Source organism: Lysobacter sp. 2RAF19, assembly GCF_052115395.1.
Lineage (GTDB): Bacteria > Pseudomonadota > Gammaproteobacteria > Xanthomonadales > Xanthomonadaceae > Noviluteimonas.
Genome location: NZ_JBFRGO010000001.1, coordinates 814,265 through 838,245, shown reverse-complemented (window position 1 = coordinate 838,245; position 23,981 = coordinate 814,265). Strand labels below are relative to the sequence as shown.

28 protein-coding genes are annotated in these 23,981 nt (G+C 65.3%); 21 read left to right on the top strand and 7 right to left on the bottom strand.

Going from position 1 to position 23,981, the window contains the following annotated elements; genetic code table 11:
- The first annotated feature begins 49 nt into the window (after window positions 1–49).
- The 4 genes from AB4059_RS04075 (at window position 50) to AB4059_RS04060 (ending at window position 3,863) form a co-directional block, all read left to right on the top strand.
- Window positions 50–2,641 carry a winged helix-turn-helix domain-containing protein gene (locus AB4059_RS04075; RefSeq protein ID WP_498976829.1) on the top strand — a complete coding sequence of 864 codons (2,592 nt, stop codon included), beginning with the start codon at window positions 50–52 and terminating at the stop codon, window positions 2,639–2,641.
- A gap of 68 nt (window positions 2,642–2,709) precedes the next feature.
- Window positions 2,710–3,174 (top strand): hypothetical protein, encoded by a 465-nt coding sequence (locus tag AB4059_RS04070; protein ID WP_498976827.1) that lies wholly within the window; start codon window positions 2,710–2,712, stop codon window positions 3,172–3,174.
- 13 nt (window positions 3,175–3,187) lie between these two features.
- Complete coding sequence (locus tag AB4059_RS04065; protein WP_498976825.1) at window positions 3,188–3,406, top strand: hypothetical protein; 219 nt, start codon at window positions 3,188–3,190, stop codon at window positions 3,404–3,406.
- Window positions 3,407–3,422: 16 nt separating this feature from the next.
- On the top strand, window positions 3,423–3,863 hold the full coding sequence (locus AB4059_RS04060) for a DUF6334 family protein (protein ID WP_498977832.1): 441 nt from the start codon (window positions 3,423–3,425) through the stop codon (window positions 3,861–3,863).
- Here the strand turns inward: AB4059_RS04060 and AB4059_RS04055 are convergent.
- Window positions 3,852–4,172, bottom strand: coding sequence for an XAC0095 family protein (locus tag AB4059_RS04055; protein WP_498976823.1), 321 nt, complete (start codon window positions 4,170–4,172; stop codon window positions 3,852–3,854). The genes AB4059_RS04060 and AB4059_RS04055 overlap by 12 nt on opposite strands.
- A 365-nt stretch (window positions 4,173–4,537) precedes the next feature.
- On the opposite strand from AB4059_RS04055, the gene AB4059_RS04050 reads away from it, so the two are divergent.
- From AB4059_RS04050 to AB4059_RS03980, 15 genes are all read left to right on the top strand, one after another.
- Window positions 4,538–6,043, top strand: a complete 1,506-nt coding sequence (locus tag AB4059_RS04050; protein ID WP_498976821.1) for an RHS repeat domain-containing protein — start codon at window positions 4,538–4,540, stop codon at window positions 6,041–6,043.
- A 5-nt stretch (window positions 6,044–6,048) separates the two neighbouring features.
- On the top strand, window positions 6,049–6,630 hold the full coding sequence (locus AB4059_RS04045) for a tetratricopeptide repeat protein (protein ID WP_498976819.1): 582 nt from the start codon (window positions 6,049–6,051) through the stop codon (window positions 6,628–6,630).
- A 433-nt stretch (window positions 6,631–7,063) separates the two neighbouring features.
- The gene (locus tag AB4059_RS04040) at window positions 7,064–7,543 is read left to right on the top strand and encodes a tetratricopeptide repeat protein (protein WP_498976817.1); all 480 of its coding nucleotides are present in this window, start codon (window positions 7,064–7,066) and stop codon (window positions 7,541–7,543) included.
- A gap of 23 nt (window positions 7,544–7,566) precedes the next feature.
- Window positions 7,567–8,148, top strand: a complete 582-nt coding sequence (locus tag AB4059_RS04035) for a hypothetical protein (protein ID WP_498976815.1) — start codon at window positions 7,567–7,569, stop codon at window positions 8,146–8,148.
- An 85-nt stretch (window positions 8,149–8,233) separates the two neighbouring features.
- Window positions 8,234–8,443: a hypothetical protein gene (locus tag AB4059_RS04030; RefSeq protein WP_498976813.1), complete on the top strand. Its 210-nt coding sequence runs from the start codon at window positions 8,234–8,236 to the stop codon at window positions 8,441–8,443.
- Window positions 8,440–8,757, top strand: a complete 318-nt coding sequence (locus AB4059_RS04025; RefSeq protein WP_498976811.1) for a hypothetical protein — start codon at window positions 8,440–8,442, stop codon at window positions 8,755–8,757. The genes AB4059_RS04030 and AB4059_RS04025 overlap by 4 nt, the downstream gene beginning before the upstream one ends.
- Window positions 8,758–8,776: 19 nt before the next feature.
- Entirely contained in the window at window positions 8,777–9,163 is a 387-nt protein-coding gene (locus tag AB4059_RS04020; RefSeq protein WP_498976809.1) for a hypothetical protein, read from the top strand.
- Between the two features lie 18 nt (window positions 9,164–9,181).
- Entirely contained in the window at window positions 9,182–9,370 is a 189-nt protein-coding gene (locus AB4059_RS04015) for a hypothetical protein (protein ID WP_498976807.1), read from the top strand.
- A 78-nt stretch (window positions 9,371–9,448) separates the two neighbouring features.
- Window positions 9,449–10,384, top strand: coding sequence for a transporter (locus AB4059_RS04010; RefSeq protein WP_498976805.1), 936 nt, complete (start codon window positions 9,449–9,451; stop codon window positions 10,382–10,384).
- Entirely contained in the window at window positions 10,381–11,004 is a 624-nt protein-coding gene (locus tag AB4059_RS04005; protein ID WP_498976803.1) for a carbonic anhydrase, read from the top strand. The genes AB4059_RS04010 and AB4059_RS04005 overlap by 4 nt, the downstream gene beginning before the upstream one ends.
- A gap of 28 nt (window positions 11,005–11,032) precedes the next feature.
- Window positions 11,033–11,608: an NADPH-dependent FMN reductase gene (locus tag AB4059_RS04000; RefSeq protein WP_498976801.1), complete on the top strand. Its 576-nt coding sequence runs from the start codon at window positions 11,033–11,035 to the stop codon at window positions 11,606–11,608.
- A 61-nt stretch (window positions 11,609–11,669) separates the two neighbouring features.
- Window positions 11,670–12,788, top strand: a complete 1,119-nt coding sequence (locus tag AB4059_RS03995; RefSeq protein WP_498976799.1) for a sensor histidine kinase — start codon at window positions 11,670–11,672, stop codon at window positions 12,786–12,788.
- On the top strand, window positions 12,785–13,525 hold the full coding sequence (locus AB4059_RS03990; protein WP_498976797.1) for a DUF72 domain-containing protein: 741 nt from the start codon (window positions 12,785–12,787) through the stop codon (window positions 13,523–13,525). The genes AB4059_RS03995 and AB4059_RS03990 overlap by 4 nt, the downstream gene beginning before the upstream one ends.
- Before the next feature lie 72 nt (window positions 13,526–13,597).
- Window positions 13,598–14,143, top strand: a complete 546-nt coding sequence (locus AB4059_RS03985; RefSeq protein WP_498976795.1) for a cytochrome P460 family protein — start codon at window positions 13,598–13,600, stop codon at window positions 14,141–14,143.
- Between the two features lie 22 nt (window positions 14,144–14,165).
- On the top strand, window positions 14,166–14,639 hold the full coding sequence (locus AB4059_RS03980) for a GNAT family N-acetyltransferase (protein WP_498976793.1): 474 nt from the start codon (window positions 14,166–14,168) through the stop codon (window positions 14,637–14,639).
- On the opposite strand, the gene AB4059_RS03975 is transcribed toward AB4059_RS03980, so the two are convergent.
- From AB4059_RS03975 to AB4059_RS03950, 6 genes are all read right to left on the bottom strand, one after another.
- Window positions 14,634–15,389, bottom strand: coding sequence for an anti-sigma factor (locus tag AB4059_RS03975; RefSeq protein ID WP_498976791.1), 756 nt, complete (start codon window positions 15,387–15,389; stop codon window positions 14,634–14,636). The two genes, AB4059_RS03980 and AB4059_RS03975, sit on opposite strands and share 6 nt — an antisense overlap.
- On the bottom strand, window positions 15,386–15,940 hold the full coding sequence (locus AB4059_RS03970) for a sigma-70 family RNA polymerase sigma factor (RefSeq protein ID WP_498976789.1): 555 nt from the start codon (window positions 15,938–15,940) through the stop codon (window positions 15,386–15,388). The genes AB4059_RS03975 and AB4059_RS03970 overlap by 4 nt, the downstream gene beginning before the upstream one ends.
- Window positions 15,941–16,028: 88 nt before the next feature.
- The gene (locus AB4059_RS03965) at window positions 16,029–17,123 is read right to left on the bottom strand and encodes a HupE/UreJ family protein (RefSeq protein WP_498976787.1); all 1,095 of its coding nucleotides are present in this window, start codon (window positions 17,121–17,123) and stop codon (window positions 16,029–16,031) included.
- Window positions 17,120–18,229 (bottom strand): tetratricopeptide repeat protein, encoded by a 1,110-nt coding sequence (locus AB4059_RS03960; protein WP_498976785.1) that lies wholly within the window; start codon window positions 18,227–18,229, stop codon window positions 17,120–17,122. The genes AB4059_RS03965 and AB4059_RS03960 overlap by 4 nt, the downstream gene beginning before the upstream one ends.
- Before the next feature lie 8 nt (window positions 18,230–18,237).
- Window positions 18,238–20,295, bottom strand: coding sequence for a TonB-dependent receptor (locus AB4059_RS03955; protein WP_498976783.1), 2,058 nt, complete (start codon window positions 20,293–20,295; stop codon window positions 18,238–18,240).
- A 69-nt stretch (window positions 20,296–20,364) separates the two neighbouring features.
- On the bottom strand, window positions 20,365–21,732 hold the full coding sequence (locus tag AB4059_RS03950; protein WP_498976781.1) for a DUF4331 domain-containing protein: 1,368 nt from the start codon (window positions 21,730–21,732) through the stop codon (window positions 20,365–20,367).
- A gap of 229 nt (window positions 21,733–21,961) precedes the next feature.
- On the opposite strand from AB4059_RS03950, the gene AB4059_RS03945 reads away from it, so the two are divergent.
- Window positions 21,962–23,437, top strand: a complete 1,476-nt coding sequence (locus AB4059_RS03945) for a DNA-3-methyladenine glycosylase 2 family protein (protein ID WP_498976779.1) — start codon at window positions 21,962–21,964, stop codon at window positions 23,435–23,437.
- Window positions 23,434–23,952 carry a methylated-DNA--[protein]-cysteine S-methyltransferase gene (locus AB4059_RS03940; RefSeq protein WP_498976777.1) on the top strand — a complete coding sequence of 173 codons (519 nt, stop codon included), beginning with the start codon at window positions 23,434–23,436 and terminating at the stop codon, window positions 23,950–23,952. Before AB4059_RS03945 ends, AB4059_RS03940 begins: the two co-directional genes overlap by 4 nt.
- Window positions 23,953–23,981: the final 29 nt, after the last annotated feature.

Below are 23,981 nucleotides of genomic sequence, written 5' to 3'. Positions count from 1 at the left end.
GCGCTGACCGCTTCCGACGAGCGTCCGCGTCGTCTTGGACGTAATGAACGTGTCCGAATTCGTCCTCAAGGCCACACCCCCCCGCATGCCCCGCGCCGCGCTCGAGCGTGAACGCCTGCACGCGGCCTGGCAGAAACACCACGCCGACGCCGTCCTGGCGATCACGGCGCCCGCCGGCTACGGCAAATCGACGCTGCTCCTGCAATGGCGCCGCTGGTGGATGGACGCAGGCACGCACGTGGCCTGGATGACCTCCGGCGAAAACGACCACCCGGCGCGTTTCGTGATCGCGCTGGGGCACGCACTGCGCGTGGGCGGCGTGCTGGACGTCGACACCGACGATGCGGGCGACGACGACGCAGTGTCGGGGCTGACCAGGTTACTCGCCGCGGTCGCGGCTTGCCGCAAGTCGATCGGCCTGGTGATCGACGACGCCGAACGCCTCCCCGCCGACAGCGTGCGCAGCGCGCTGCAATACCTGTTGCTCAACGCGCCGTCGAACCTGCACGTTGCGATCGGCTCGCGCGTCGAGTTGCCCTTGCAACTGTCCGAACTCGCGGCCAAGGGCCAGCTGGGCAAACTCGGCACCGAAGACCTGCGCCTGCGCTTCGAGGAATCCAACGCGATCGTCCTCACGCGCCTGGGCGAACGCCTGACGCTCGACGAATGCGCGCAACTGCACGAAGCCACCGAAGGCTGGCCCATCGGCCTGCAACTGGCGATCGGCGAAATCGAACGCGCCGACGATCCGGGCCTCGCGGTGCGCACGCTGTCCGCGCGCCATGGGCCGCTGCAGGCCTACTTCGACACCGCCTTGCTCGCCGGCCTGTCGCCCGAGGTCAGCGAAGCGCTGGTGCGCGCCTCGATCCTCGAACACTTCGACGCCGACCTGTTCGAGGCCGTCACCGGTTGCGCGGAACCCCAGGCGATGCTGGAACACCTCGTGCGGGAAACCCCGCTCATGGTGACCGGCGAACACACGCAATGGGTGCGCCTGCATCCCCTGGCCCGCGACTTCCTGTCGAGCCGGCTGGAAGCCTTGCCGGCCCGCGAACGCAAGGCCCTGCATGCACGCGCCTCGCGCTGGTACGCAAAGCGCGAACGCTTCCATGAAGCGGCGACGCATGCGCTCGCCGCCGGCGATGATGCCCTTGCCGAAGACTACGCCGCGCGTTCGCTGTGGGCCCTGAGCACCGTCGGCAAACTCGCCGAAGCGCGCGAATGGCTGGATCGCCTGCCGCCGGAGATGATCGCCAACAACCTGGAACTGCGCCTGGTCGGCGCATCGGTGCTGGCCTTCGGCGATCGCAACGCGGATGCCTTGGCGATGGCGCGCGAAGTCCTCGACGCACCCGGCATGACACCACGCGCACGTGCGACCGCATTGCGCATCGGCGCCGGTTCGGCCGTATTCGCCGATCGCCTGGGCCTGCTGCCCAGCTTCCTGGAACGCTGGCCCGGCGAAGACGAGGAGGGCAGCGGCCCGCTGTATGCACTGGCGGCCCTGAACACGCGCGCCGTCTACACGCTCCACCAGGGCCAGACCGCGCAAACGCGCGACTGCATCGCACAGCAACAGCCCTACGGCAACGCCGGCACCCTGCGCCTGGCCGCCGCGCTCGGGCAGATGCTCGGCGCGATGTCGCACCTGTGGGACGGCCAGCCCGTGCGCGCCGAAGCCGCGTTGCTCCCGGCCCTGCTGCACGCCGAACGCGAAGGCCGGCGCAGCGTCATCGCGTGCCTGCTCGCTTCGGTGGTCGCCACCGCCGTCTACCAGCGCGGCGATGCGGCGCAGGCGCAGGCCATGCTCGCCAACCGCCTGGACGTCATCGAGCGCAACGGCTTTCCCGACAACGTCTTGTTCGCCTATCGCACGCTCGCCTTCGCCGCACTCGAACAAGGCGACGAACGCAACGCGATGGCCGCGCTGGAACAACTCGACGCCCTGGCCGTGCGACGCAAGCTGCCGCGCCTGCGCGCCGTCGCACTCTCCGAACAGATCCGCCTGCATGCCGCGCACGCGCGCCGCGAGACCGTCGCGCGCCTGCTCGCCACGCTCGAAGGCCTCGCGTCGGCGTTCGACGTCGACGACCTCAAACCGCTCCGCGGCGAATACCGCCTCGCCGCCGCGATCGCCCGCGCGCATGCCGCCATCGGCGCCGACGACCTCGGCGCCGCGAAACTGCACCTCGCCGAAGCCGACGGACTGGCCGCAAGCATCCATCGCGGCTACGACGTCCTGCGCATCAAGATGCTGCGCGGCATCGTCGCCACCCAACTGCGCGACGCCGGCGCCGACGCCCTGCTGCACGAAGCGCAGGCACTGACCACGATCACCGGCCACGCACGCCTGTCCACCGATTCGCACCCGCAGGCCGAGAAACTGATCGCACGCGCACTCGTGCCGGAACGGGCGCCCGTCATCGCCGCCGGCGACCTGCAGTCGCCGATGCTCACCTCCAAGGAGTCGGAAGTCCTCAACCTCCTTGGCCGCGGCCTACCGAACAAGGCCATTGCGCGCGTGCTCGACGTCAGCGGCGAGACGGTGAAGTGGCATCTGAAGAATGTGTACGCGAAGCTTTCGGCTGGGTCGCGGAGCCATGCGTTGGAGCGGGCGCGGATGTTGGGGTTGGTGGCGTAGTTCGCGGGGCTCCGCGGGGCTGGCGCGGAGTGTTCGTGTAGGCTGCTTCGAAGGACGGGGAGTCGACGATGACGATCGTGTTGATCGCTGCGCTTTTCATGGCGACGGCCGGCGGCGTAACAGCGGAGAGCGCCGGGCCAGCCCCGGACAGCGAACTGCTGGTCCTGGTGCAAAAGATCTCCGTGGAACAGGACCAGGGCGTACGGGTGCACGAGGCAGAAAGGCTGCTCGACATCGCCTCATCCCTCGGACCCGCAGAGCGCGCGCACCTGAGGGATGAAACGGTGCAAGCCGTGGCCTCGCTGCTTCGCCATCCGAACAATGAGGTGAAGGTCAGCGCGGCGATTGCACTCCGCGAGTTCGGGGCGCGCGCAGCGAGTGCGCTCCCGGCGCTTCGTGCGGCGCGAAAGGCCTGGCACGAGGAACCTGTACAGCGAGTCGCGGGCGTGGGCATCTATTCGCCTGTCGCCGGCGATACCGAGATCGATTCTGCAATCAGCGCGATTGAGTCTGCGTTGCAGCAAACGCGATAGACCGGTGGATGACATGAACACCCAGCCAAAGATGTCGATGACGAAGCACTATGCCGCCGCGCTCGGATGGATCGGATTGTTTGTCTATTCGATTTTCCTGCTCGCCGGGAAACTCATTGTTTCCGAGACGCCCAGCATCGTGCATCTCATTGCGCCATTCGTCTTGTTGCTCGTTGCCATTCGCGCAACGCGCAGGTTGTGGGCGTTGCGCCGCAGTAGGGTGGCTCAGTGATGCGTGATTCCGAGATATTCTCGAAGCGCGCGAGCGCCTGATCTCGGTCGTCGAGTGCCGGGACAGTGACATGGCAAACGCAATTGTCCGCATCGATCTGCATTTCGAGCGCTCATGCCTGTCGATTGATGTCGGAGACGATGACGAACTTCGCGTCACGCCTTCGGGCGTGTCTGAGCTTGGTGCATCTGATTTCCGGAGCCTTGTTTGGAAGCAGGCCCTTGGCAGTCCGTTGTTCTCGTATTGGCGGATGACGAACCACCAAGGTTATGCCGACGCGATTCAGTTGTTCTTTGGCCCGGATACCTCGGATCGTCGGCCGATGATCCAAATGCAAGCGATGGCGTCTACGGTTGTCGTTCTTGAAGTCGCGGATGCGGGCGCCGTTTGCCCAGCCGATAGCCGTTATGAAGAAAGACATTGTTCAGGCCGGCCGCGTACTGAATCATTTGTTTGACTTCCGTTTGCGTCGGCCTGTAGCACGCGTCTTCCGCGCAACACGCGACGCGTCATAAGCCTTCGCCAGCTGCATCGAGAACGTGCTCGCCGCGACGATGCCAGCGAGGTCTTTCTCCAGCCGCGCGAACCACCAGGCGAGGGCGTCGTCGCGAAGGCGGGCTTCGACGGTGCTGGCGTTCGACTTCAGTGCCGAGAGCTTCGACATCATGCCCAGATGGTCGCGCAAGTGTACGAGTTCAAAATGCGCGGCTTCCGGCAGCGCGTAGACGGTGGGCGCGCGCTCGGGCGCGCCGGTGGCATGTGACATGACTGCTTCCTCCGAACGGGGTGACCCTGCGCCACGGCGACGCAAGGATGTCGGGAGGCTCAAATCCGGGCAAAAGATCCGGCGGACTGATTTCCTCTTGCGAGGTCTTGTATTCGTCCCCTCCCGACGCAGAGGACTTGCGTTTGACGCTTGGTCTTTTGCACGGAGATTTGAGTCTCCGAAGACGATCGTGCGCCTGCGTCTGACTTCAACGGAATCAGACGCCGACGCACGATCCGCAAGACGCATCCCGAGTCGTCGCCGTTGTCGGCCTTGTTCGTCGTTGGAATGTGGCGTCGGTTCTTTCCTACGCGGCCCAAAATGCCCTCGGCCAAGCCACGAAGGCAGGCACGTACGCCACGGGCGTGAGCTATCACCCCAACGGCGCCATCGCGCAGTTCACCTACGGCAATGGCGTGCTCCACGTCATGACGCAGAACGAACGCTTGTTGCCCGATCGCAGCCGCGATTACAACGGCGGCATCGCGATCCTCGACGACTACTACGACTACGACGCCAATGGCAACGTCGTGGCCATCACCGATGGCGTTGCAGGGAATCGCGGCAGTCGCGACATGACCTACGACGACCTGGATCGTCTGAAGTCGACGACCTCGGCGGGCTGGTTCGGCGGCACGATCAGCTACACGTACGACGTGCTCGACAACATCCAGTCGGTGACGCGACCCGACTCGAACCAAACCTATCGGTACTGCTACAACACGTCGTGGCAGTTGGAGTTCCTGCGCATCGGCGCAACGACGGCGTGTAACACAGGCCCTGCTGCGTACGCATTGACCTACGACCCGCAAGGCAACCTGTACCAGAAGAACGCACAGCGGTATGTGTTCACGCAGGACAACCGCCTGCGCAACGTCACCGGGCTGGAGTATTACCGCTACGACGGCTATGGCCGCCGCACGCTGAGCTGGAGCCCGACGCTGGGCAGCCTGACGTATGTGTATGGTCAGGATGGGACGCTGCGCTACATGCAGGATGCGCGGCGGGGGAAGAGCGAGCAGTACGTGTATCTGGGTGGGAGTTTGGTGGCGATTCGGGAGGTCGCTGGGTCGACGACGACGATCAAGTATCAGCACACGGATGCGTTGGGGTCGCCGGCGGCGGTGACGGATGCCGCGCGCGGGGTGGTTGAGAGGAGCGAGCGGGAGCCGTACGGGAAGCTGTTGAATCGGCCGATGCATGATGGGCCTGGGTTCACCGGTCATGCGGAGGACTCGGTGACCGGGCTGACGTATATGCAGCAGCGGTATTACGACCCGCAGCTTGGAGTTTTCTATAGCGTCGACCCAATATCTGCAGAAAGCAATCCCATCTCCTTCTTCCACCGCTACAAGTACGCAAATAACAACCCATTCAAGTTCACCGATCCTGACGGGCGCTGCTACACGAGCACAGGCGAGTGCATGACTCCGCAAGAGTTCGACGCGGCGTGGAGAAATGAGGGGCGCAAGGTCATGACGATTGTTGCTGCTCCAGCGGTGATAGGCGCTACTGGTGGCTTAGCAGCTGAGACAGGTGCGGTAGGATCAATAGGATCGGCGGTGAGGAGCAACGTTACAAAAAATGTGCTGTGTGCTGCTCTTTCGCTCGGAGACTGTCGCGGGAAATCAATCGACCCTGTCAATCCGCGCCAGGAGCATCAGTGGGCAGAGGACGTTGCGAGGATCAGGGAAGCCCTGATTCGTATGATAGAGCGGCTGAGAAAGGAGTCTCCAGTCGAGCCAGCGCCCCCGCGTCCCCCCACCGAACCCACTCCAACACCTCCTCCCACCCAAACACCCAAGCCTCAGGAGCCGCCACCCATGCCTCGACCAAAGCCGGAAGTTCGGCCGACAACTAGTCAAGGTTGACAAAGATGATCGATAACCTTGATCAACTTGAATTGGCGAAAGTTGCATACGCGCGAGGGGACTTCTCCGCCGCCAAGGTCCTCCTCGACGGAATCATTGGCACAGCATCCACTTCGCCGCATGTACTGGCGGCTCGCTACCTGAGAGCGCGTGGCTATGAGGACGGCTATTTTGGAACGAAGGATTTGAAAGCCGCCCTCGCGGACTATCGGCCGCTAATCGAACATGCGCAGTTGTTTGGAAGTGATGGACTAGTGGGGTTCGCAAGGGTCTTGCTTGAGACTGACGGAGCGGCGAACAAGGATGAAATAGTTGACCTTTGCTTGCGCGCCGTTGCCCTGGACAAAAATGTCAAGGCGATGATGTTGCTGGGCGTGACCCATGAAGAAGTTGAGATGAATTTTTCCTCCGCTGGCCGTTGGTATTTGCGTGCCTACGGCGCAGGTTTGCCTTGGGGCATGCGTTACTTTGCGCGAATGCATCGAAAGCAGGGCCATTACTTGCGAGCGATGCTTGCTCACTTGGTCACAACAATCACAAGTCCTTTCATGGTTGCAATCGGGGGGGCGAGGTCAGCATTGAAGTGACGATCCCAGGCGGGCGCGACAGATGGAGCCCCTGAACAGAATTTTGGATTGACAACTGAAGATGAGATTTCCACCAGCGATCCTTTTTCTTGGTCTCCTATGCGCTTCTTGCCTCTCAGCGCAGGGTCAAGCGCCATCGGCTGGCGAAACCGAGTTGTCGACGGAACAGGTGAAGGTCTTGGCTGCCGCCTCAGCGCGGTATGAAGCTTTGGCTGACCATTCAAGCCTCTACTATTGCCTGATTTCGGAAGAGGGAGACAGCTTTGTCGTCCTGGTAAGGCCCTACTCAGCCGACGAGCTGAGGTCTTCGGTCTTTGATTCGCCAAAGCTTCAGCTACCGACGGGGCCTTCGGTCGCATACACGTTTGACAGGAAGACTCTGCGTTTTCTCTCACAGCAACGTCAACGATGATTCAATCGAAGCCCGTCCCCCATGCCTGATCTCACGGCGATAACGCTGCTCAATCTCTTCAACGCGAAGCGATATTCTTCGTGCGTGAACGAGCTTGAATCACTCGCCGAGTACGGCAGCGTGGAAGCGGCGAAAGCTGTTGCGTGCATCTATTTCCATGGCGGGGATGGAATACCTAAAGACGTTGGAAGAGCCAAGCGCTGGCTGGATGCCAGCGAGGGCAGGGATTCCACTGGCCGCTCTTCGTACATGCTTGGCGTCATGTTTTACAAAGGCCTTGGTGTAGAAGTCGATCATGATTCCGCCTACAGGTGGTTCAGGCGAGGCGCAATCAAGCGACATGCGCGTAGTCTCCTGATGGTCGCAGCGTTCCAGTCGGAACGCGCCGGATTCATCGGCAAGCGCCAAGCGGCGAAGGTCATTTATTGGCATGCCGTTCGTGATCGGAGATTGGACGTAATGACGCGGGCGCTCACTTTTTATCGATGGCTCGTTCTGTGAAAACCGCGAAACGTGGGCGAAAAATGGTGCGGTTCCTCCTGGCGGCCGCGGTGCTTGCGAGCGCAGCATCGACCTTGTTCGTAGCGGCAGCCGAGCCCGCCCCATGGTCAATTGTCTCCGCGTACCAACACGCCAAACTTGCCGGCTTTGGTCAGGTTGTCGAGGCGAAGCAGATTGGTCGTGGTGACAGCGCTGTCTTCCTCTACGTAGTGGACTACGGTCCGTCGCGTGCGAGCGTCACCGTTTGCGCGTTCCAACAATTGAAGATTGGTTCGCCGCTCCTGTTTGTCCTGGGCGAAGAGCTCTCGTCTCCCGGCTGCCCCCAAGGTAGTTACTTCGTGCCTCCCGAGAGCAACTCCACGTTCCTCATGCCAGGCGTCGAGGATTGGTACTCGAAAAAGACGTACGTCCGGGTTCGCTACCCTCAGGACAGATCCATTGGTTGCGCGCTGAGCACCATCACCGCTTCGGAGTCGAGCGTCAGGACCGACAAGCAATCGCAAGTCGAATTCGGGCCATTCGACATTTCGGGGAAGTACTTTTCAAAGGATGATTTTCTGCGCTGCGTCAGCCATCAGGGAAAGAAGGAGTCGCGATGGGATTGAATATCCAGTTCACAGACGGCGAGATCGCGATTATTCAATACTCGCTCAATGAAGCGCTCGAACAAGCTACGTCGAGCGCAGGTGGATGATGGGCAGGATCCTGGCAGGCCTGATTGCACTCTGGATTTGCTTCGGATTCTTCCGTTCGGCGAAGGCTGGCGTGATTCCCTTTAGCCACGATCCGCGACTCGCGGTCCGTCGAAGCGAGTCGCCGATCTTTTTTTGGGTCTATGCAGCGGTGATCGTGGGGGTCATCGTGTTCCCGGGGCTTTATGCGGGGACCGGCATGTGGTGACCACGGTCCTTTCGCTACTGCAAATCCTCTCCCTGCCTCTCATGTTCGGGTTTGCGATCGCTTATTTCATTGAGCTCCACGGATTCAACACGCGATTGGTCAAGGAGTTGCCAGAGGTCTGGACCCTCGAACGGGCCAGGGCGCGGCCCATGGAGTCGTGGGCGCCGACTGCCTACAAGCTGATGCAACGCACGAAGGGCGGGGTGCTTGATGGGCATCCGGTTTCGTCGGAGTTGGAAGCTTCAAGATTGAGCGCGGTCAAAATGCTCTATACGACCGTCAGCTGCTTCATGGATCGCTGTTCTCGTCATTGACAGACCTGAAGGTAGGAAAATGACTTCTAAACCTTTTCTAGTGCACGATGTTCAAGAGTTGCGCACTATGCAGCGTGTTTTTCGCGAAGCAAAGTTTTGCACGGAGGCAGACGACGATGAGGTTTCAGAAAGTCCAACGGTTGCGAGGCTGTTCGAACGACTGATGGCGTCGCTCATCGATGCTGAGGTAGCGATTTCGGGTGATTCCGCCCGCGACGAGTGGAATAAATGGCTCTTGATGACCGACAGCTCACGCGACGAGTGGGCGGCTGCTTTGGGGCGAGCGCGAAAGAATCGAATGTGGCAGACGTGGACGGAGAAGGAGAAGAAAGCCTGCATCAGAACGCTTTTTAGCCCGTTCGTGCTATCGGATAGCATGGTCGATAGTTTTTTGGTCTCAGTGTAAATCTGGCCCGATCCACTAATGAATTTCGATCGACTCGTCGCAGACCACCAAGCCTTCTTCGCGACCCTCGGCTCCCTGGCTTTCGTGAACGGAGCACTCGCCTACGGCGCGCTATTCCGGCTGCGACGCGAGCATCCCGCGCGCTTGCAGGCAGCAGGCATCATCGAGATCGATGGGTGGCTTCGCCCCGGTTTTCTCGAAATCTAACGCGCCCCAGACCGGTCCCACCGACCTCCCCCGTTGGATGGAGTGTGCCGGTGTCTCCCGGCCCACGCCGGAGAGCCGATGTCGCTGCTCGCGGAGCCCAAGCGCCGCAAGGTCTTCCAGGTCGCCGCGGGCTGGCTGCTCGCGGGGCTCGCCTTCACGGCCCGCGCCCAGGACATCGAACCGCGCGCCTATTCCAACGCCCCGATCGGCGTGAACTTCGTCATCGCCGGCGCCGTCGCGACACGCGGCGGCCTGTCGACCGATCCGTCGATCCCGGTCACCGACCCGCAGTTGAATACCTCGAGTCTCCTCCTCGCCTACGCGCGCGTGCTCGACATCGGCGGGAGGTCCGGCAAGTTCGACGTGATCGCGCCTTACACCTGGCTCAACGGGAATGCGCTGTATCAAGGCGCGCCCGTCGAACGCAGGGTCGACGGCTTCGCGCGGCCGGCCTTCCGCCTGTCGATCAACCTCATCGGTGCGCCCGCCTTGTCGGCGCAGGAATTCCGCGGGTGGAAGCAGGACCTGATCGTCGGCGCGAGCCTGCAGGTCTCTCCGCCCCGGGGCCAGTACGACGCGGACAAGCTCGTCAACATCGGCACCAACCGTTGGTCGTTCAAACCGGAGGTCGGGATTTCCAAGGCCTTCGGGCCGTGGACGCTGGAAGGGCAGGCGGCCGTGACCTTCTTCACCGACAACACCGATTTCTACGGTGGCCGCACGCGCGCGCAGGATCCGCTGTATTCCCTGCAGGCGCACGTGATCTACGGGTTCGCCTCGGGCAAGTGGTTGTCGGTCGACGGCACGTGGTTCGCCGGCGGCCGTTCGACCATCGACGACCGCTTGAGCAACGACCTGCAGCAGAACTGGCGCATCGGCGCGACCCTCGCCATTCCGGTCAACCGCCGCAATTCGATCAAGTTTTCCGCGAGCAGCGGTGTATCCGCGCGCACCGGCAACAACTTCGATGCGCTCGGCGTGGCGTGGCAATACCGTTGGGGAGCAGGCCTGTGAGGAAGCCCATCGATTCGGAAGAAAAGCTGCCCAGCTCCGCCGAGGCGCTGGAACGGCTCAAGCGCGGCAACGAGCGATTCCTCGCTGGGCACGCACGCTTCCCGACCGTGCAGAAGGACATCCTCGCCGATCTCGCCAAGGGCCAGCATCCCTTCGCGACGATCCTGGGGTGCAGCGACAGTCGCGTGCCGCCGGAGCTGGTGTTCGATGCGTCCTTCGGCGAGTTGTTCGTGATTCGCGTCGCGGGCAATGTCATCGATCCGGCGATCGCCGGCTCCTTGCAATACGCCGGCGAGCATTTGGCGACCCCCTTGCTCGTCGTCCTCGGGCACGAAGGCTGCGGCGCGGTGGAGGCGGCGATCGACGAGAAATTCCACGACGCCACGCACAGCAGCCGGATCGCGTTGTTGCTCACCAACATCACGCCGGCGTTGGAACAGATCGATGCATCGCTTCCGCACGATCAGATGATGGACGCCAGCGTGGAAGCCAACGTGCGCTGGACGCTCCGCCGCGTCATCGAATCGCCGGAATGGCAGGCGCGCCTGGGGAAGGTGGATCGGCAGGCGGTGGGCGCGATCTACGAAATGACGAGCGGCCGCGTGCGGTTCCTCGAGTGATGTCTGCAGTTGCTTTCGGAGGTGCATCATGACGACGTACAAGATCGGCTTCCTCGTCGGAAGCCTGGCGAAGGGTTCGATCAATCGCCTGCTCGCGCAGGCATTGGCGAAGATGGCGCCCGCGGCGAATCTCTCGCTCGAGGAGATCCCCATCCGCGAGTTGCCGCTGTACTGCTACGACTTCGACGCCGACTATCCGCCGGTGGCGCGCGCCTTCAAGAAGGCGATCGAAGGCATGGACGGCATCCTGTTCGTCACGCCGGAATACAACCGCTCCATCCCCGGCGCGTTGAAGAACGCCATCGACTGGGCCAGCCGCCCCTGGGGCGAGAATTCATTCGCGCGGAAGGCGACCGGGATCATCGGGTGCTCGCCGGGCGCGATCGGCACCGCCGTCGCGCAGCAACACCTGCGCAGCGTGCTGTGTTTCTGCAACTCGCCGCTGATGAATACGGTGGAGGCCTATCTCCAGTTCAAGCCCGGCCTCATCACGGAGCAGGGGGAGGTGACCGATGCCTCCACCGAGGAGTTCCTGCGCAATTACCTGCGGGAGTTCCACCTGTTCGTGGCCCGCGTGCTGACGGTGCTGCCGCGCGACGCGTGAAGGCCGGTCAGGCAGGGGCTTCGTAGGATGTCCGCCAGCTGATCCGGACCGGGTGCGCCACATGGCCAACAAGTTGGCGGACTTCATCGAGTTGCACGCCGATGCGATCGTGTCCCACGCCGTGACGTTCGCACGCTCGATGGAGGTCGGCGTGCCGCTGGACGACGAGGCGCTGACCGATCACCTGCCGGACATCGTCGCGGCGATCGTCGCCGACCTGCGCACGCCGCAATCGCGCGCGCAGGAGATCGAGAAGTCCGAGGGCCGATCGCACGCGCCGCCGGGCAGGCCACGCGCGGCCGCGGGCACGCACGCGCTGTTCCGTGCCCACAGCGGATACAACATCTCGCAATTGGTGGCCGAATACCGCGCCCTCCGCGCGTCGGTGTTGCGCATGTGGGCCGACTCGCCGGGCGCGTCGGCCGGCACGCCCGATGAGATAACCCGCTTCAACGAGGCCATCGACGAAGCCATCGCCGAATCGGTCACCCACTTCGCGGCCGAGGTCGGGCGTTGGCGCCACATCTTCCTCGGCGTGCTGGGCCACGACCTGCGCAGCCCGCTCAGCGCCATCCTGATGACCTCCGAGCTGATCGCGCGCATGGCCGTCGACGCGCCGGTCGCCGACGCGGCGCAGCGCCTGCTTCGCAGCGGACAGCGGATGAGCAAGCTGCTCGACAACCTGCTGGTCTACAACCGTGCGGAGATGGGCGTGGGCTTCGAGCTCGAGCGCGAAGACGTCGATCTCGTCGATGCCTGTCGCGAGGAGGTCGAGATGCTCCAGGCGGCGATGCCGGACGCGCGGATCCATTTCTCGGTGCATGGTTCGATGCGTGGTGCGTTCGACGCCGGCCTGATCCGCGAAGCACTGGCCAACCTCGTGGTGAATGCGGCGAAATACGGGACGCAGGGCGGCGAGATCCATGTCGAACTGCGCGACATGGGCGACGGTCCCGATCTCATCGTGCGCAATGCCGGCGCCGCCATTTCGCGCGAGGCCCTGGAGTTGATGTTCGATCCGTTGCGGCGCGGTGGTGTTTCGGCAGGCCCTTCGGAGCGCGTGAGCCTGGGCCTGGGCTTGTTCATCGTCAGCCAGATCGCGCAGGCGCACGGCGGCAGCATCCGCGGCGAATCGACGGACGGGACGACGACGTTCCGCTTGCACTTGCCGCGGGAGTGAGCGGCGCGAAGAACAGCATCCGCATCGGTTGCGCGGGGTGGGCCATCGCTTCGCGGCACGCGGCGCTGTTCGGGCCCGGCGATTCCGTCCTCGCGCGGTATGCGACGCGCTTCTCCGTCGTCGAGGTGAATTCGACCTTCTATCGCTCGCACCGTCCCGACACCTTCGCGCGCTGGGCAGATGCAGTGCCGCGCGCCTTCCGGTTCTCGGTGAAGCTGCCCAAGGCCATCACGCATGAAGCGCGGCTGGTGGGCGCCGGTCCCGCGATCCGGCGTTTCGCGGAAGAGGTTGCTGGCCTGGGGACCAAGCTCGGCGGCGTGCTCGTGCAATTGCCGCCGTCATTGGCGTTCGACGCGCGGGTGGCGGGCACGTTCTTCCGGCAGATGCGCGCCGTGTTCGATGCGCCGATCGCCTGCGAGCCGCGGCATGCCAGCTGGTTCGAACCGCGCGTGGACGCGTTGTGGGCGCGCCATGACATCGCACGGGTCGCGGCCGATCCGCCGGTGCCGGAAGGCGCGGGCGTGCCCGGCGGCGCGGGGGCGTGGTCCTACTTCCGATTGCACGGCGCGCCGCGCATGTATTACAGCGCCTACGACGATGCGCGCCTGTCGGGGTTTGCCGATCAGTTGCGTGCGCTCGCCCGCCAGCGTCGACCGGCCTGGTGCCTGTTCGACAACACCGCGCATTCGCACGCGGTCGACGATGCGGCGCGGCTGCAGGCGCTGCTGTCGAGTTGAGCGGGCAATACCAAGGTCCAATCGAATCCGCACACGCGCTCTGCTGTGATCCCCCTCCAAGGAGGATCCACCATGAAACGCGACAGCCGATACACGTTTGTCATCGCAGCGGCCGTGGCCGCCGTTCTCTGCGGCACGGGCCTGTACGCGCAGGCCAAGGGCGACAAGTACGCCCTCAAATCACCGAGCGGCATCGCCTTCGCCGACTTCCGCGGCTACGAAGACTGGTCGGTGGTGTCGTCGGCGCGCACCGATGAAGTGCTGAAGGTGATCGTCGCCAACCCGACGATGATCAAGGCCTACAAATCCGGCATCCCGGGCAACGGCAAGCCCTTCCCCGACGGCTCGAAGATCGCCAAGCTGCAATGGAAGCCGAAGAAGAGCACCACCGCGCCCTTCGTGGTCGACGTGCCCGATGTCTTCACCCAGGCCTTCGTGATCGAGAAGGACGCCAAGCGCTTCCCGAAGAGCGGGGGTTGGGGCTATGCGTTGTTCAACTACGACGCCAAGGCCGACACCTTCTCCGCCGATGCGTCCAGCAAATCCGACTGCGGGCATGCGTGCCACCTGAAGGTGGCCAAGCAGGATTTCATTTTCCACCCGTACCAGAAGCGTTGACGCGGGCGCTAACATTGGCGGGATGACCCGCATCGCCGATTACGACCCCCGCTGGCGCGCCGATTTCGCGCGCCTCAACATCGACTGGCTGGAACGCTTCTTCGTCGTCGAAGACGTGGACCGCGCCGTGCTCTCCGACCCGGACACGCACATCCTCGCCCGGGGCGGGCGCGTGCTGTTCGCGCTGGATGAGGAGGACAACGCCATCGGCACCGTCGCGCTCAAGCACGAAGGCGAGGGCGTGTACGAGCTGACCAAGATGGCGGTGGATCCCGCGTTCCAGGGGCAGGGCATCGGCCGGCTGTTGATGGAAGCCGCGCTCGCGACGTATCGCGACATGCACGGGCACGCGCTGTTCCTGGAATCGAGCAGCAAGCTCGCCCCCGCGCTGGCCCTGTACGAAAGCGTGGGGTTTCGCCATCGGCCCGCGCCGCGGCCGGGGTCGCATTACGCGCGGGCGGATGTGTACATGGTGCTGGAGACGCCGCCGCTATAGCTGCGTGATGCCGCCCTTCGCGACGATCGGGCCGGTCGGTGCGGCGTGCGGGATGCCGGTCGGCGGTTCGAGCGAGACCGCGAGGGTTGCGCCGACCGCGAGTTCGCGCCGCAGCGTCGCGGGCACGTCGATGTTGAGCGCCTGCGCGTTGGAAATCTTGCCCAGCGAAATCGGCGCGCGGCCTTCGGGGATGACCCACAGTTCATTGACACGGCCCTTCGCGTCGGCGGGCGTGGGCACCGGCACCATCAACACCTTGCCGTTTGCCGGATCGATCCGCGCGATCCATCCCGTGCTGCCGTCGTCGCGCGCGAGTACGGTGACGGGCAGGGCCGGCGCTTCGACCGCCGGCGGGCGCACGACGACCGTCGGCGGCGTGGGCGCGGGGGCGCGTTGCAACAGCAGCGCGATCGCCGCGACGCCGGCGGCGGCCGCGAGCGTCGTCGCGACGCGCCAGAAGGCGACGCTGTTCCACAAACCGGTGCGCGCCGGTTCGACCGCGCTCCAGCCCAATTGCGTGCGAATGCGTGGCCATACTTGCGCGCCGGGCGCGACTGCGTCCACGCGCTCGGTCCAGGGCGAGAAGTGCGCTTCCCACGCTTCGACCAACGCGGTGAACGCCGGTTCGCGTGCGATGCGCGATTGCACGCGCTCGCGTTGCGCGCGATCCAACACGCCGAGCACGTATTCGCCGGCGAGCACGCCATCGTCGGGCGGCGTTTCGTCGATGCGGTCGGCCGTGGTGTTCATCGTTCCAGGCACGCCTTGAGTTGCGCGAGCGCGCGCCGGATCCAACTCTTGATCGAACCCAACGGCGACCCGGAACGTTCGGCGAGTTCCCCGTAGGTCGCGCCCTCGTAGAACGCCGTGCGAATCAAGGCCTGGCGACGCGGGTCGAGTTCCTCGATGCAATCATCCAGGCGCCCGTGATCGGCGGCGCGTTGCGCGGAGGTTGCGGGGGAAGGTCCGGGATCGGGGATCGCTTCGGCCCATTCGATCGAAGCGCGCGTTGCGGTCGCGGGGAGGGTACGCAGGCGGTCGATCGCGCGATTGCGCGCGATGCTGCACAACCAGCCGATCGCATGCGAACGCGCGGGGTCGAATTGCGCGGCCTTGCCCCATACGAGGACGAAGACATCCTGCAACACGTCTTCGGCTTCCGCGCGATCGGGCAGCACGCGCAGGCAGATGCCCATCAGGGTCGGCGCGGTCTGGTGGTACAGCGCTTCGAACGCGATGCGGTCGCCGGCGGCCACGCGGGGCAGCAGGCGGTCGGCGTCGGCGAAACCCGGAGCGTTCATGCGGGTCCTTATGCCATGGCGGCACGTCGATACCCGATGACGGGCCATACACCCACGTCGGCGCGGCAAGGGCGCGGCGCTGTGCACTTCACGCCGTCAACCGCTGCATCAGCCACACGCTCGCGCAGCCGGCGATGGCCAGCGAGGCCGCCGGCATGGCGCGGCGTGCGTACCAGTCGCGATAGCGGATCGCGAGCAGGAGCGAGAGCGCGATCGCCACTATCACGATCTGCCCGAGCTCGACCCCGAGGTTGAAGCCGAGCAGCGACACCAGGCGCACGTGTTTCGACAGCCCCAGTTCGGCAAGCGCGCCCGCGAAACCGAACCCGTGAACGAAGCCGAACCCGAATCCGATCAGCCATGCGCGCCGCTCCACCACGGGCCAGACGTTGTTGAGCGCCGCGAGCACGACACTGGCGGCGATCGCCGACTCCACGAGGCGCGAGGCGGGCACGATCCAACCCAGCGCCGCCAACGACAGGGTCACCGAATGTGCGAGCGTGAAGGCCGTGGCGATCCCGATCGCGCGCGTGATGCAGGCCCGAGGGCTGGGTGCGGGCGCCCATGCGCTGCCGGTGCGGACCAGTGCGGCGGTCAGCAGCAGCGAGATCAGGAAGGCGAGGTGGTCGTAGCCGATGAGGATGTGGTGCGTGCCTTCGCGCACGAATTGCAGGAAGGTCGTTTCGATGCCGGCCTCGAGCGAAACCTCGCGCGCGTCGGCTCGCGCGATGCCGGTGGCGAATTGCGTCCCCGAATGCAAGGTGACCAGCGCGCGATGCTGCGGGTCGCGATCGAACAGGAGGGCATAGTGCACCTGCACGCGACCGGCATTCGGGCAGCGCACGTGATAACGCAGCGCGGCGTGCGTGCCTTCGTCGTAGGCGCGGACGCCAAGGCCCGCGGGTTCCAGCGCACATCGAGTGCCGCCGCGCGTGATGGTGATCCCTGTATCGACCATCGCGCGCAGCGGCGCCTCGATCTCCTGCAACTCGGCCCAGGTCACCTGTTCGTTGCGGTCGCGATCCAGCGGGAGCGTCAGCGCGATGTCGCGCAGGGAGAGGTCGACTTCCATCTCGAGCGTGTTGTCGCGTGCTTCCACCAGGTCGACGTGCGAGACCGACAAGGTGTGCGCCAGGGCGACCGGGCTCGCGAGCAGGAACAGCAGGAGCAGGAGCCGGCTCATCGCGACGCCACGCGTCGGCCGTCGATGCCGGATTGCTGCAGCCAGGCCATCGTGTCCGCCACGATGTCGGCGCGATTGGCGGCGCGGGCGGTGCGCAGCAGGACGTCGACGTCTTCGTAATCGCGTTGTTGCCGGAAGTTCTTCTGCGCAAGTTCGAGTGCGGCGGCGGGGTTGTTGTCGATGATCAGGCGGAAATCGGCTTCGTCGCGCAACTCCGGCTGCGTGCCCACCGCGTGCGCGAGTGCGTAGCGGCGTCGCATCGAAGCGGCGAAGCGTGGCGCGTCTGGATTGCCGATTGCGTGCGCGGCGAGGGTCTTTTGCAGGGCGAGGCCGTCGCTGTCGGGCGCGTTTGCGAGCAGCTTCAGGGCTTCCGCGTTGCGACCGCGCGCCCGCAGGGTTCGCGCATACGCCGCCAGCGTGCGCACGTCCTGCGGATCGATGGCCAATGCGCGCGCGAAGACAATGTCGGCTCTCGGATCGCCCATCCGTGCGGCGAACTCGGCGCGGGAGACGAGCACGCTGCGCAAGGCCTGCGGATCGCGCGCGGTTTGCGCAAGCCATTGGTCGAGCGATGCGTTCGCTGCGTCATACCGGCCTTCCCGTCCGACCAGCGCCGCGACGCACAGCAAGCCGGCTTCGCTGTCGATGCCCAGCACCAGGGTCGTGCAATCGGAGCGCGCTTCGGTCAAATGCCCCTGCACGAGCAGGATCTGCGCACGCGACAGGCGCGCGCCGCTGTCGCGCGGATGTTCGACCAACACCGCGGACAGCAGACGCCGCGCATCGTCGAACGCATGGCGATGCTGCGCGGCGAACGCGCGCGCCTCGCGCACCTGGACGGTTTGCTTCGGTATGCCGACGAGGATCGCCTCGGCGCGCGCGGCCAGGCGGGCATCGCCCGTCCGCGCGGCGGCGGCGAGGAGGGCGTTGGCCTGCGCGAGCGGCTGCGCGCGCGGGCCGGGGACGGGTTCCAGCGCCGCATATCCGCGCGGAAGGCGTTCAAGCACCATTTCCTGCGAAGTCGGAACGACATACGGCGGCTGTTGCGCCTGCGCCATCGCCGAGGCGAGCGAGAGGAGGAAGAGCAGGGCGATTCGCAGGCGCATGGGAACCCTCAGAACGCGTAGGTCGCGCGCAGCCGCAACGACCGCGGCTCGAACGCATGGAAGTGGATGTCTTCGACGCCTTCGTCGGGCTCGCCAGGCAAACGCGAGGCGTAGAAGTAGTCGATGTCGTGGTCGTCCGAATTCAGCGCGTTGAGCACGTCGAGTTCGAGGTTCCAGCGCTGCCAGCGCTTGCCGATGGCGAGGTTGAGCATCGTCGCGCTCGTGCTGCGAACGCGATCGTCCTCGATCAGCGGCGCGCCACCGACGTAGCGGATGCGCGCCGACGAATGCCAGCCACGCGCCCAATCCGACGACCACGCCGCCGATACGATCCAGGGCACCGCGCCGGGAATGCGATCACCGGCCGGGTCCTCGTCGGCAAAGCGCGCCTGCGTGTATGCCACTTCCAGTTCCAGACGCGCGCGCGGGTCGGCGAACCAGTACGCGTTGGCTTCCACGCCGCGGCGCTCGCTCGGCCGGCTCGGCTCGGTGTTGCCCGCATCGCCGACGAAGAGCAGCTCGCTGGCCAGGTCGAGCCGCCAGAGCGCCAACGTCGTCTGCCATCGGCCCTCGCTCGCAACGCGCAGGCCGAGTTCGCTACCGCGCGAACGCACGAGCGGTGTCACCGGATCGACAGGATCGCCGGTCACCGGATCCACGCGGATCGTCGTGCCGCGCGCGTCGTTGGAGTGGAATCCCTGGCCCCAGTCGAGATACAACTCGGCCGGTGCGGCGATGCGCCATGCCAGCCCACCCTTGAAGGAGGCGATCCCGGCTTCGGTGCGTCCGCTGTTCTCCGGCTGCAGCGCATCGACGTCGAACGTGTAACGATCGTAGCGACCGCCGAGTTGCACGCGCAGCGCCTGCGTCAGCGAATACTGCGCATCCATCCAGGCATCGAGGCTGCGTTCGTCCACACGGTCGTCGCGGATCGGCGAAACGAAGGCGCGCGCCTGCGTGTGTTCGAGCCCGACGCTGCCGATGTCGTCGCGGCGTCCGTCCAGGCCTGCGCGCACGCGCCACCCGTCGGCTTGCCAGGTTTGGCGCAGGTCGAAGCCGGTGATGGTGCGCTCGTCGAACTGGCGGAATTGATCGCCGCGCACTGGATCGTCGAGGGAATAGGTGAAGTTGGACCAGAGAGAGAGCCGGTAGCGGATCGCGTAGGCGTTCGCGTCGAAGGTGCCGCCGAGTGCATCGCCGCTCCAACTGCCGGAGAGCGAGTAACGCGACGAATCACCGCCGAGCGTCGTATCGATGGAACCCAATCGATCGATCAGTCCTTCCGTGACGGCGCGTTGCGGAATCTGGTCCGGCGAGTTCCAGCGGTTGTCGTAGCCCATCGCGGTCAGCGAAAACCGGCCGCTCCCCGCAGGCGCGCTGTAACGCAGGAACGCGTTGCGCTTGTGGACGTCTTCGTCGATGTCGTGCCAGGGGCCGTCGTAACCCTGCGCTTCGACGCCCCAGGTCAGCGCGCCGGCGCCGATGTCGTGGCTCGCGGCGCCGACGATGCGCGCGTACTGGTCGCTGCCGTATTCGAGTTGCACGAAATCTTCGGGCAGGGTTTCGACCAGCCGGTATTCCACCGAGCCCGCCGCGGAGAAATCGCCGACATCCGCGGCGTACGGGCCCTTGCGATAGGTCAGGCCGTCGACGAGTTCGGGAATGAGGAAGTTGAGGTCGGAATAGCCTTGCCCGTGGCCGTGCGAGCGCATGTTCACGGGCATGCCGTCGACGCTCTGCGCGAAGTCGGTGCCGTGGTCGAGATTGAAGCCGCGCAGGAAATACTGGTTCGCCTTACCCGAGCCCGAATGCTGCGTGGCCGCCACGCCGGGGACGTATTCGGCGAGATCGCCCGGGCGCAGGCGCGGTCGGCGTTCGAGTTCCGCGCGCGAGAGCGATCCTTCCGAAGCGGAGGTCGCGGTGCCGACCAGGTTGTCCTCGCGGCCGATCACCGTGACGGTGTCCAGTTCCACGGGCGTCGGATCGATGGATTGCGCAAGGCATGGCGTGGCCGACAGCCACGACACGATGCCCAATGCGATGTGTTTGCGGAGGAGGGTGTTCATGCGCTCGAACTTAAGCGTTCCCCGGTGGCGAATGGGCCACCGGGGCATTCGGAAGGTTCGATAACGGACTCAGTCGGTCGCGCCCGGGAGCGGCGTATTGAGATAAGGGAACGTGTTGCGGAACTCCGTGGCGCGCACGTCGGCGCCATCGGTGAACGGCAGGTTGCGCGACGGCGCCTGCTGGTCGTTCAACAACACGCCCATCGCCACGCGCAGTTCGATGTCCACCACGTCGTCGCCCGGGCGTCGCCCGTTGGGGAAGCCCGCGGTGTCGCCGGCGAGCACGCCGAGCGATTTCTGCCGGCTCGCGACCTTGGGCGCGATCGACGTGTTGAGCCGCATGATCTCCGCTGGATGCACGTTCGCGGGCTGGTTGAGGCCGGGGACGCCGGTGAGGAATGCGGCCACGAGGTCGGTGCGGGGGAACACGGTGGGCGCGGTCACGCTCGGATACAGCACCTGGATCAATGCGGGCAGCGTCGGGTTGGTCACGTACTTCGCGAATTGCGCGTCGTCCACCGGCTGGGAGGCGTTGAACTTGTCCTTGTCGGGCAGGCCGATGATGACTTCGTTGACCAGCGGCGACGACAGGCGCGAGACCTGCACTTGCGCGCCGGTCTTGTCCGGCAGCGTCGCCGTGCTCCATGCGCCGATGATCGGGCTGCCGGCGGTCAGGCAGCCGATCGGCATTTCCAGCGCGATCGTGGTGATGTTCTTCTTCGCGAGCGAGTTGCTCTCGCCGTTGGTGGGGCCGACCGGATTGGTGTGGATGAGGTCGAAGATCTCGCCCAGGTTGACGGCGAATCCTTCGCGCCGTTGCCCGACGAACACGCGGCCGGTGCCCGCGCAGCCCTCGACGTTGATGCGAGAGATGTATTTCTCCGCATACGTGGCGTACTTGGGGATCGACTTGGTGCCGATGTTGTCGAAGGGCTTGATGAACAGGCTTTTGTTGGTCGCCGCGTTCGTCGCCAGTTTGGGCTGGGCGCCTTCGCGCAGCGTGGTGACCGAGTAGGCCTCGACGACGTTGAGCGTCGGGTCGCCGCTGGAAGAGAACGCACCGATGTTGCTCAGGGGCACCGCCACGCTGGTGCCGCCGATGTCCAGGGCCGCATTGCGGTAGATGTTCGAGAACTGGAACCGGAAGGTGAGGTCGGGCTTGGCATCGCCGTCGTTGTCGATGTGGATTTCGTAACGGGCGTTCGGGTCCATCAGGTAGTAGTTCGGGCCGGCGTATGCGTCTTCGCCCGGCTGGAAGTTCGCGAGGATGGTGACGTAACCGCTGCGGCCGCTCTCGTAACTGCGGAACAGATAGACGTCGGTGTTGTCGACCTTGGGGAGCTTGGTGATGTTGGGGGCCTCGCGATGGCTCGATGCGAGGGCCGTGCCCGTGATCAGCAGTGCCGCGCAGGCGCCGGTGAGAATCGTGTGCTTCATCTGGATGTTCCTGTGTATCGGCGGGCAGCGGGGGAAGTGCCGGCGACCGCTCGTCGTTCGCCGCCGGCATCGGCAAGTCGCCAATGGCTTGCCCAAAGGGCTCTACGACCCGGATGCGGAAGCGGATGCAGCGATTCGGAAATGCGGGCCTACCGTCGAGTTCGCGCGTGCCGACGTCCATGTCCGAAAACGGCGAGTCGGCGCCTTCCGCGGGTGCTAGCCTGCGGGCATGACGCATTTCGCCTCGCTCGTCGCCACCGCGCTGCCGCCGCACCAGGTGTGCGAAGAGGCGCGCACCAGCCGGGACATCCGCTTCGACGGCCTGTTCTTCACCGCGGTCAAGACGACGCGCATTTATTGCCGGCCGGTGTGCCCCGCGCCGGCGGCGAAGGCGAAGAACGTCGTCTATTACCCGAATGCCGCCGCTGCGGAGGCCGCCGGTTACCGCCCGTGCCTACGCTGCCGGCCGGAGTTGTCGCCGGGCGATGGCGCATGGCGGCAGGGCGATGCGGCGGTGTCGCGTGCGATCAAGCTGATCAACGAAGGGCTGTTGTCCGAAGTGCCGGTATCGGTGCTGGCCGAGCGCGTGAATCTCGGCGAGCGGCAATTGCGGCGGTTGTTCGTCGAACGCCTGGGCGCGACGCCGATCGATGTGCATGGCACGCGGCGCCTGTTGTTCGCCAAGCAGTTGCTCACCGAAACCGACCTGTCGATCACCGACATCGCGCTGGCTTCGGGCTTCGGCAGCCTGCGGCGCTTCAACACGACCTTCAAGGATGCCTACCGCATGGCGCCGCGCGAGTTGCGCAAGCGGCCTGCGCCCTCGCGCGGCGAATCGCTCGTGCTGCGGCTCGGATATCGGCCGCCCTACGATTTCGCGGCGATGTTGCGCTTCCTGCAGGGGCGCGCGTTGCCGGGTGTCGAAGTGGTCGACCAGACGGCGTATCGGCGCGCGGTCGCGCCCGTTGCGCCGGGTGCGGCGCCCGGATGGCTCCGCGTGTCCGCGTGGCCCGGCGAAGCGGCGCTCAAACTCGAAGTGCAGGGCATTGCGCCGCTGCAGTTGCAATCCGTCGTCCAGCGCGTGCGGCGCATGTTCGACCTGGATGCCGATCCACAGGCGATCGCGACGGCACTGTCGGTCGACGGGCGCCTGCGGCCGCTCGTGCAGCGACGCCCCGGCTTGCGCCTGCCCAGTGGTTGGGACGGGTTCGAGATCGCGGTGCGCGCGATCATCGGGCAGCAGGTGAGTGTCGCGGCGGCGCGGACAGTTGCGTCGCGCGTTGCGCGTGCGTTCGGCACGCCGCTCGAGCCTGCAGGCGAGTTCGAACATCTGTTCCCCGCGCCCGAGGTGTTGGCCGATGCCGATCTGTCGGCGGTCGGGTTGACGCAGGCGCGTGCCGCGACGATTCGGACCGTCGCACGCGCGTTGCTCGACGGCAGCGTCGATTTCGCACCCGAGCGCACGCTCGATACGTTCGTCGAACGCTGGGTCGCCTTGCCGGGCATCGGCCCGTGGACGGCGCATTACATCGCGCTGCGTGCGCTCTCGCATCCCGATGCGTTTCCTGCCGAGGACCTCGTGCTGCAGAAGACCTTGCCCGTCGATGGCACGCGCCTGACCGCCCGCGCCTTGCGCGCGCACGCCGAAGCCTGGCGGCCGTGGCGCGCCTATGCGGTGTTGCATTTGTGGAATGCCGCCGCATGAGCACCGTCATCTTCCATCGCGTGCACGAAAGTCCCGTGGGCCCGCTGGCCATCGCCGCCTCCGACGGGGGCGTGCATGCGATCGAATTCCACGCGCCGCGCCATGCGGTCGTGCGCGACGTGCGATGGCGTGCGGGCTCGCATCCCTTGCTCGATGCGGTCGCGACGCAACTCGACGAATACTTCGCGGGCGTGCGTCAGTCCTTCGACCTGCCACTCGCGCCCGAAGGTACCGATTTCCAGCGCACGGTCTGGCATGCGCTCGCCGACATCGCGTACGGCGAAACGATCAGCTACGCGCAGCTGGCCGCGCGCATCGGCAGGCCGAGCGCCGTACGCGCCGTGGGCGCCGCCAATGGCCGCAATCCGATTCCCATCGTCCTGCCGTGCCATCGCGTGATCGGCGCCGACGGCAGCATGACCGGCTTCGGCGGCGGCCTCCCGACCAAGCGTTTCCTGCTCGCACTGGAAGGGGCATTGCCGCAAACTCCGATGCCTGCCGATCTGTTCGCCTGATCACCGCCCCGACCGTCGAGGACGCACCC

Excerpts from the sequence above, each read along its gene's own strand:
- AB4059_RS04070 (WP_498976827.1), top strand. The coding sequence starts at position 2,710 with ATGACGATCGTGTTGATCGCTGCGCTTTTCATGGCGACGGCCGGCGGC.
- AB4059_RS04065 (WP_498976825.1), top strand. The coding sequence starts at position 3,188 with ATGAACACCCAGCCAAAGATGTCGATGACGAAGCACTATGCCGCCGCG.
- AB4059_RS04055 (WP_498976823.1), bottom strand. The coding sequence starts at position 4,172 with ATGTCACATGCCACCGGCGCGCCCGAGCGCGCGCCCACCGTCTACGCG.
- AB4059_RS04045 (WP_498976819.1), top strand. The coding sequence starts at position 6,049 with ATGATCGATAACCTTGATCAACTTGAATTGGCGAAAGTTGCATACGCG.
- AB4059_RS04040 (WP_498976817.1), top strand. The coding sequence starts at position 7,064 with ATGCCTGATCTCACGGCGATAACGCTGCTCAATCTCTTCAACGCGAAG.
- AB4059_RS04035 (WP_498976815.1), top strand. The coding sequence starts at position 7,567 with ATGGTGCGGTTCCTCCTGGCGGCCGCGGTGCTTGCGAGCGCAGCATCG.
- AB4059_RS04030 (WP_498976813.1), top strand. The coding sequence starts at position 8,234 with ATGATGGGCAGGATCCTGGCAGGCCTGATTGCACTCTGGATTTGCTTC.
- AB4059_RS04020 (WP_498976809.1), top strand. The coding sequence starts at position 8,777 with ATGACTTCTAAACCTTTTCTAGTGCACGATGTTCAAGAGTTGCGCACT.
- AB4059_RS04015 (WP_498976807.1), top strand. The coding sequence starts at position 9,182 with ATGAATTTCGATCGACTCGTCGCAGACCACCAAGCCTTCTTCGCGACC.
- AB4059_RS04010 (WP_498976805.1), top strand. The coding sequence starts at position 9,449 with ATGTCGCTGCTCGCGGAGCCCAAGCGCCGCAAGGTCTTCCAGGTCGCC.
- AB4059_RS04000 (WP_498976801.1), top strand. The coding sequence starts at position 11,033 with ATGACGACGTACAAGATCGGCTTCCTCGTCGGAAGCCTGGCGAAGGGT.
- AB4059_RS03995 (WP_498976799.1), top strand. The coding sequence starts at position 11,670 with ATGGCCAACAAGTTGGCGGACTTCATCGAGTTGCACGCCGATGCGATC.
- AB4059_RS03985 (WP_498976795.1), top strand. The coding sequence starts at position 13,598 with ATGAAACGCGACAGCCGATACACGTTTGTCATCGCAGCGGCCGTGGCC.
- AB4059_RS03980 (WP_498976793.1), top strand. The coding sequence starts at position 14,166 with ATGACCCGCATCGCCGATTACGACCCCCGCTGGCGCGCCGATTTCGCG.
- AB4059_RS03975 (WP_498976791.1), bottom strand. The coding sequence starts at position 15,389 with ATGAACACCACGGCCGACCGCATCGACGAAACGCCGCCCGACGATGGC.
- AB4059_RS03970 (WP_498976789.1), bottom strand. The coding sequence starts at position 15,940 with ATGAACGCTCCGGGTTTCGCCGACGCCGACCGCCTGCTGCCCCGCGTG.
- AB4059_RS03965 (WP_498976787.1), bottom strand. The coding sequence starts at position 17,123 with ATGAGCCGGCTCCTGCTCCTGCTGTTCCTGCTCGCGAGCCCGGTCGCC.
- AB4059_RS03960 (WP_498976785.1), bottom strand. The coding sequence starts at position 18,229 with ATGCGCCTGCGAATCGCCCTGCTCTTCCTCCTCTCGCTCGCCTCGGCG.
- AB4059_RS03955 (WP_498976783.1), bottom strand. The coding sequence starts at position 20,295 with ATGAACACCCTCCTCCGCAAACACATCGCATTGGGCATCGTGTCGTGG.
- AB4059_RS03950 (WP_498976781.1), bottom strand. The coding sequence starts at position 21,732 with ATGAAGCACACGATTCTCACCGGCGCCTGCGCGGCACTGCTGATCACG.
- AB4059_RS03945 (WP_498976779.1), top strand. The coding sequence starts at position 21,962 with ATGACGCATTTCGCCTCGCTCGTCGCCACCGCGCTGCCGCCGCACCAG.
- AB4059_RS03940 (WP_498976777.1), top strand. The coding sequence starts at position 23,434 with ATGAGCACCGTCATCTTCCATCGCGTGCACGAAAGTCCCGTGGGCCCG.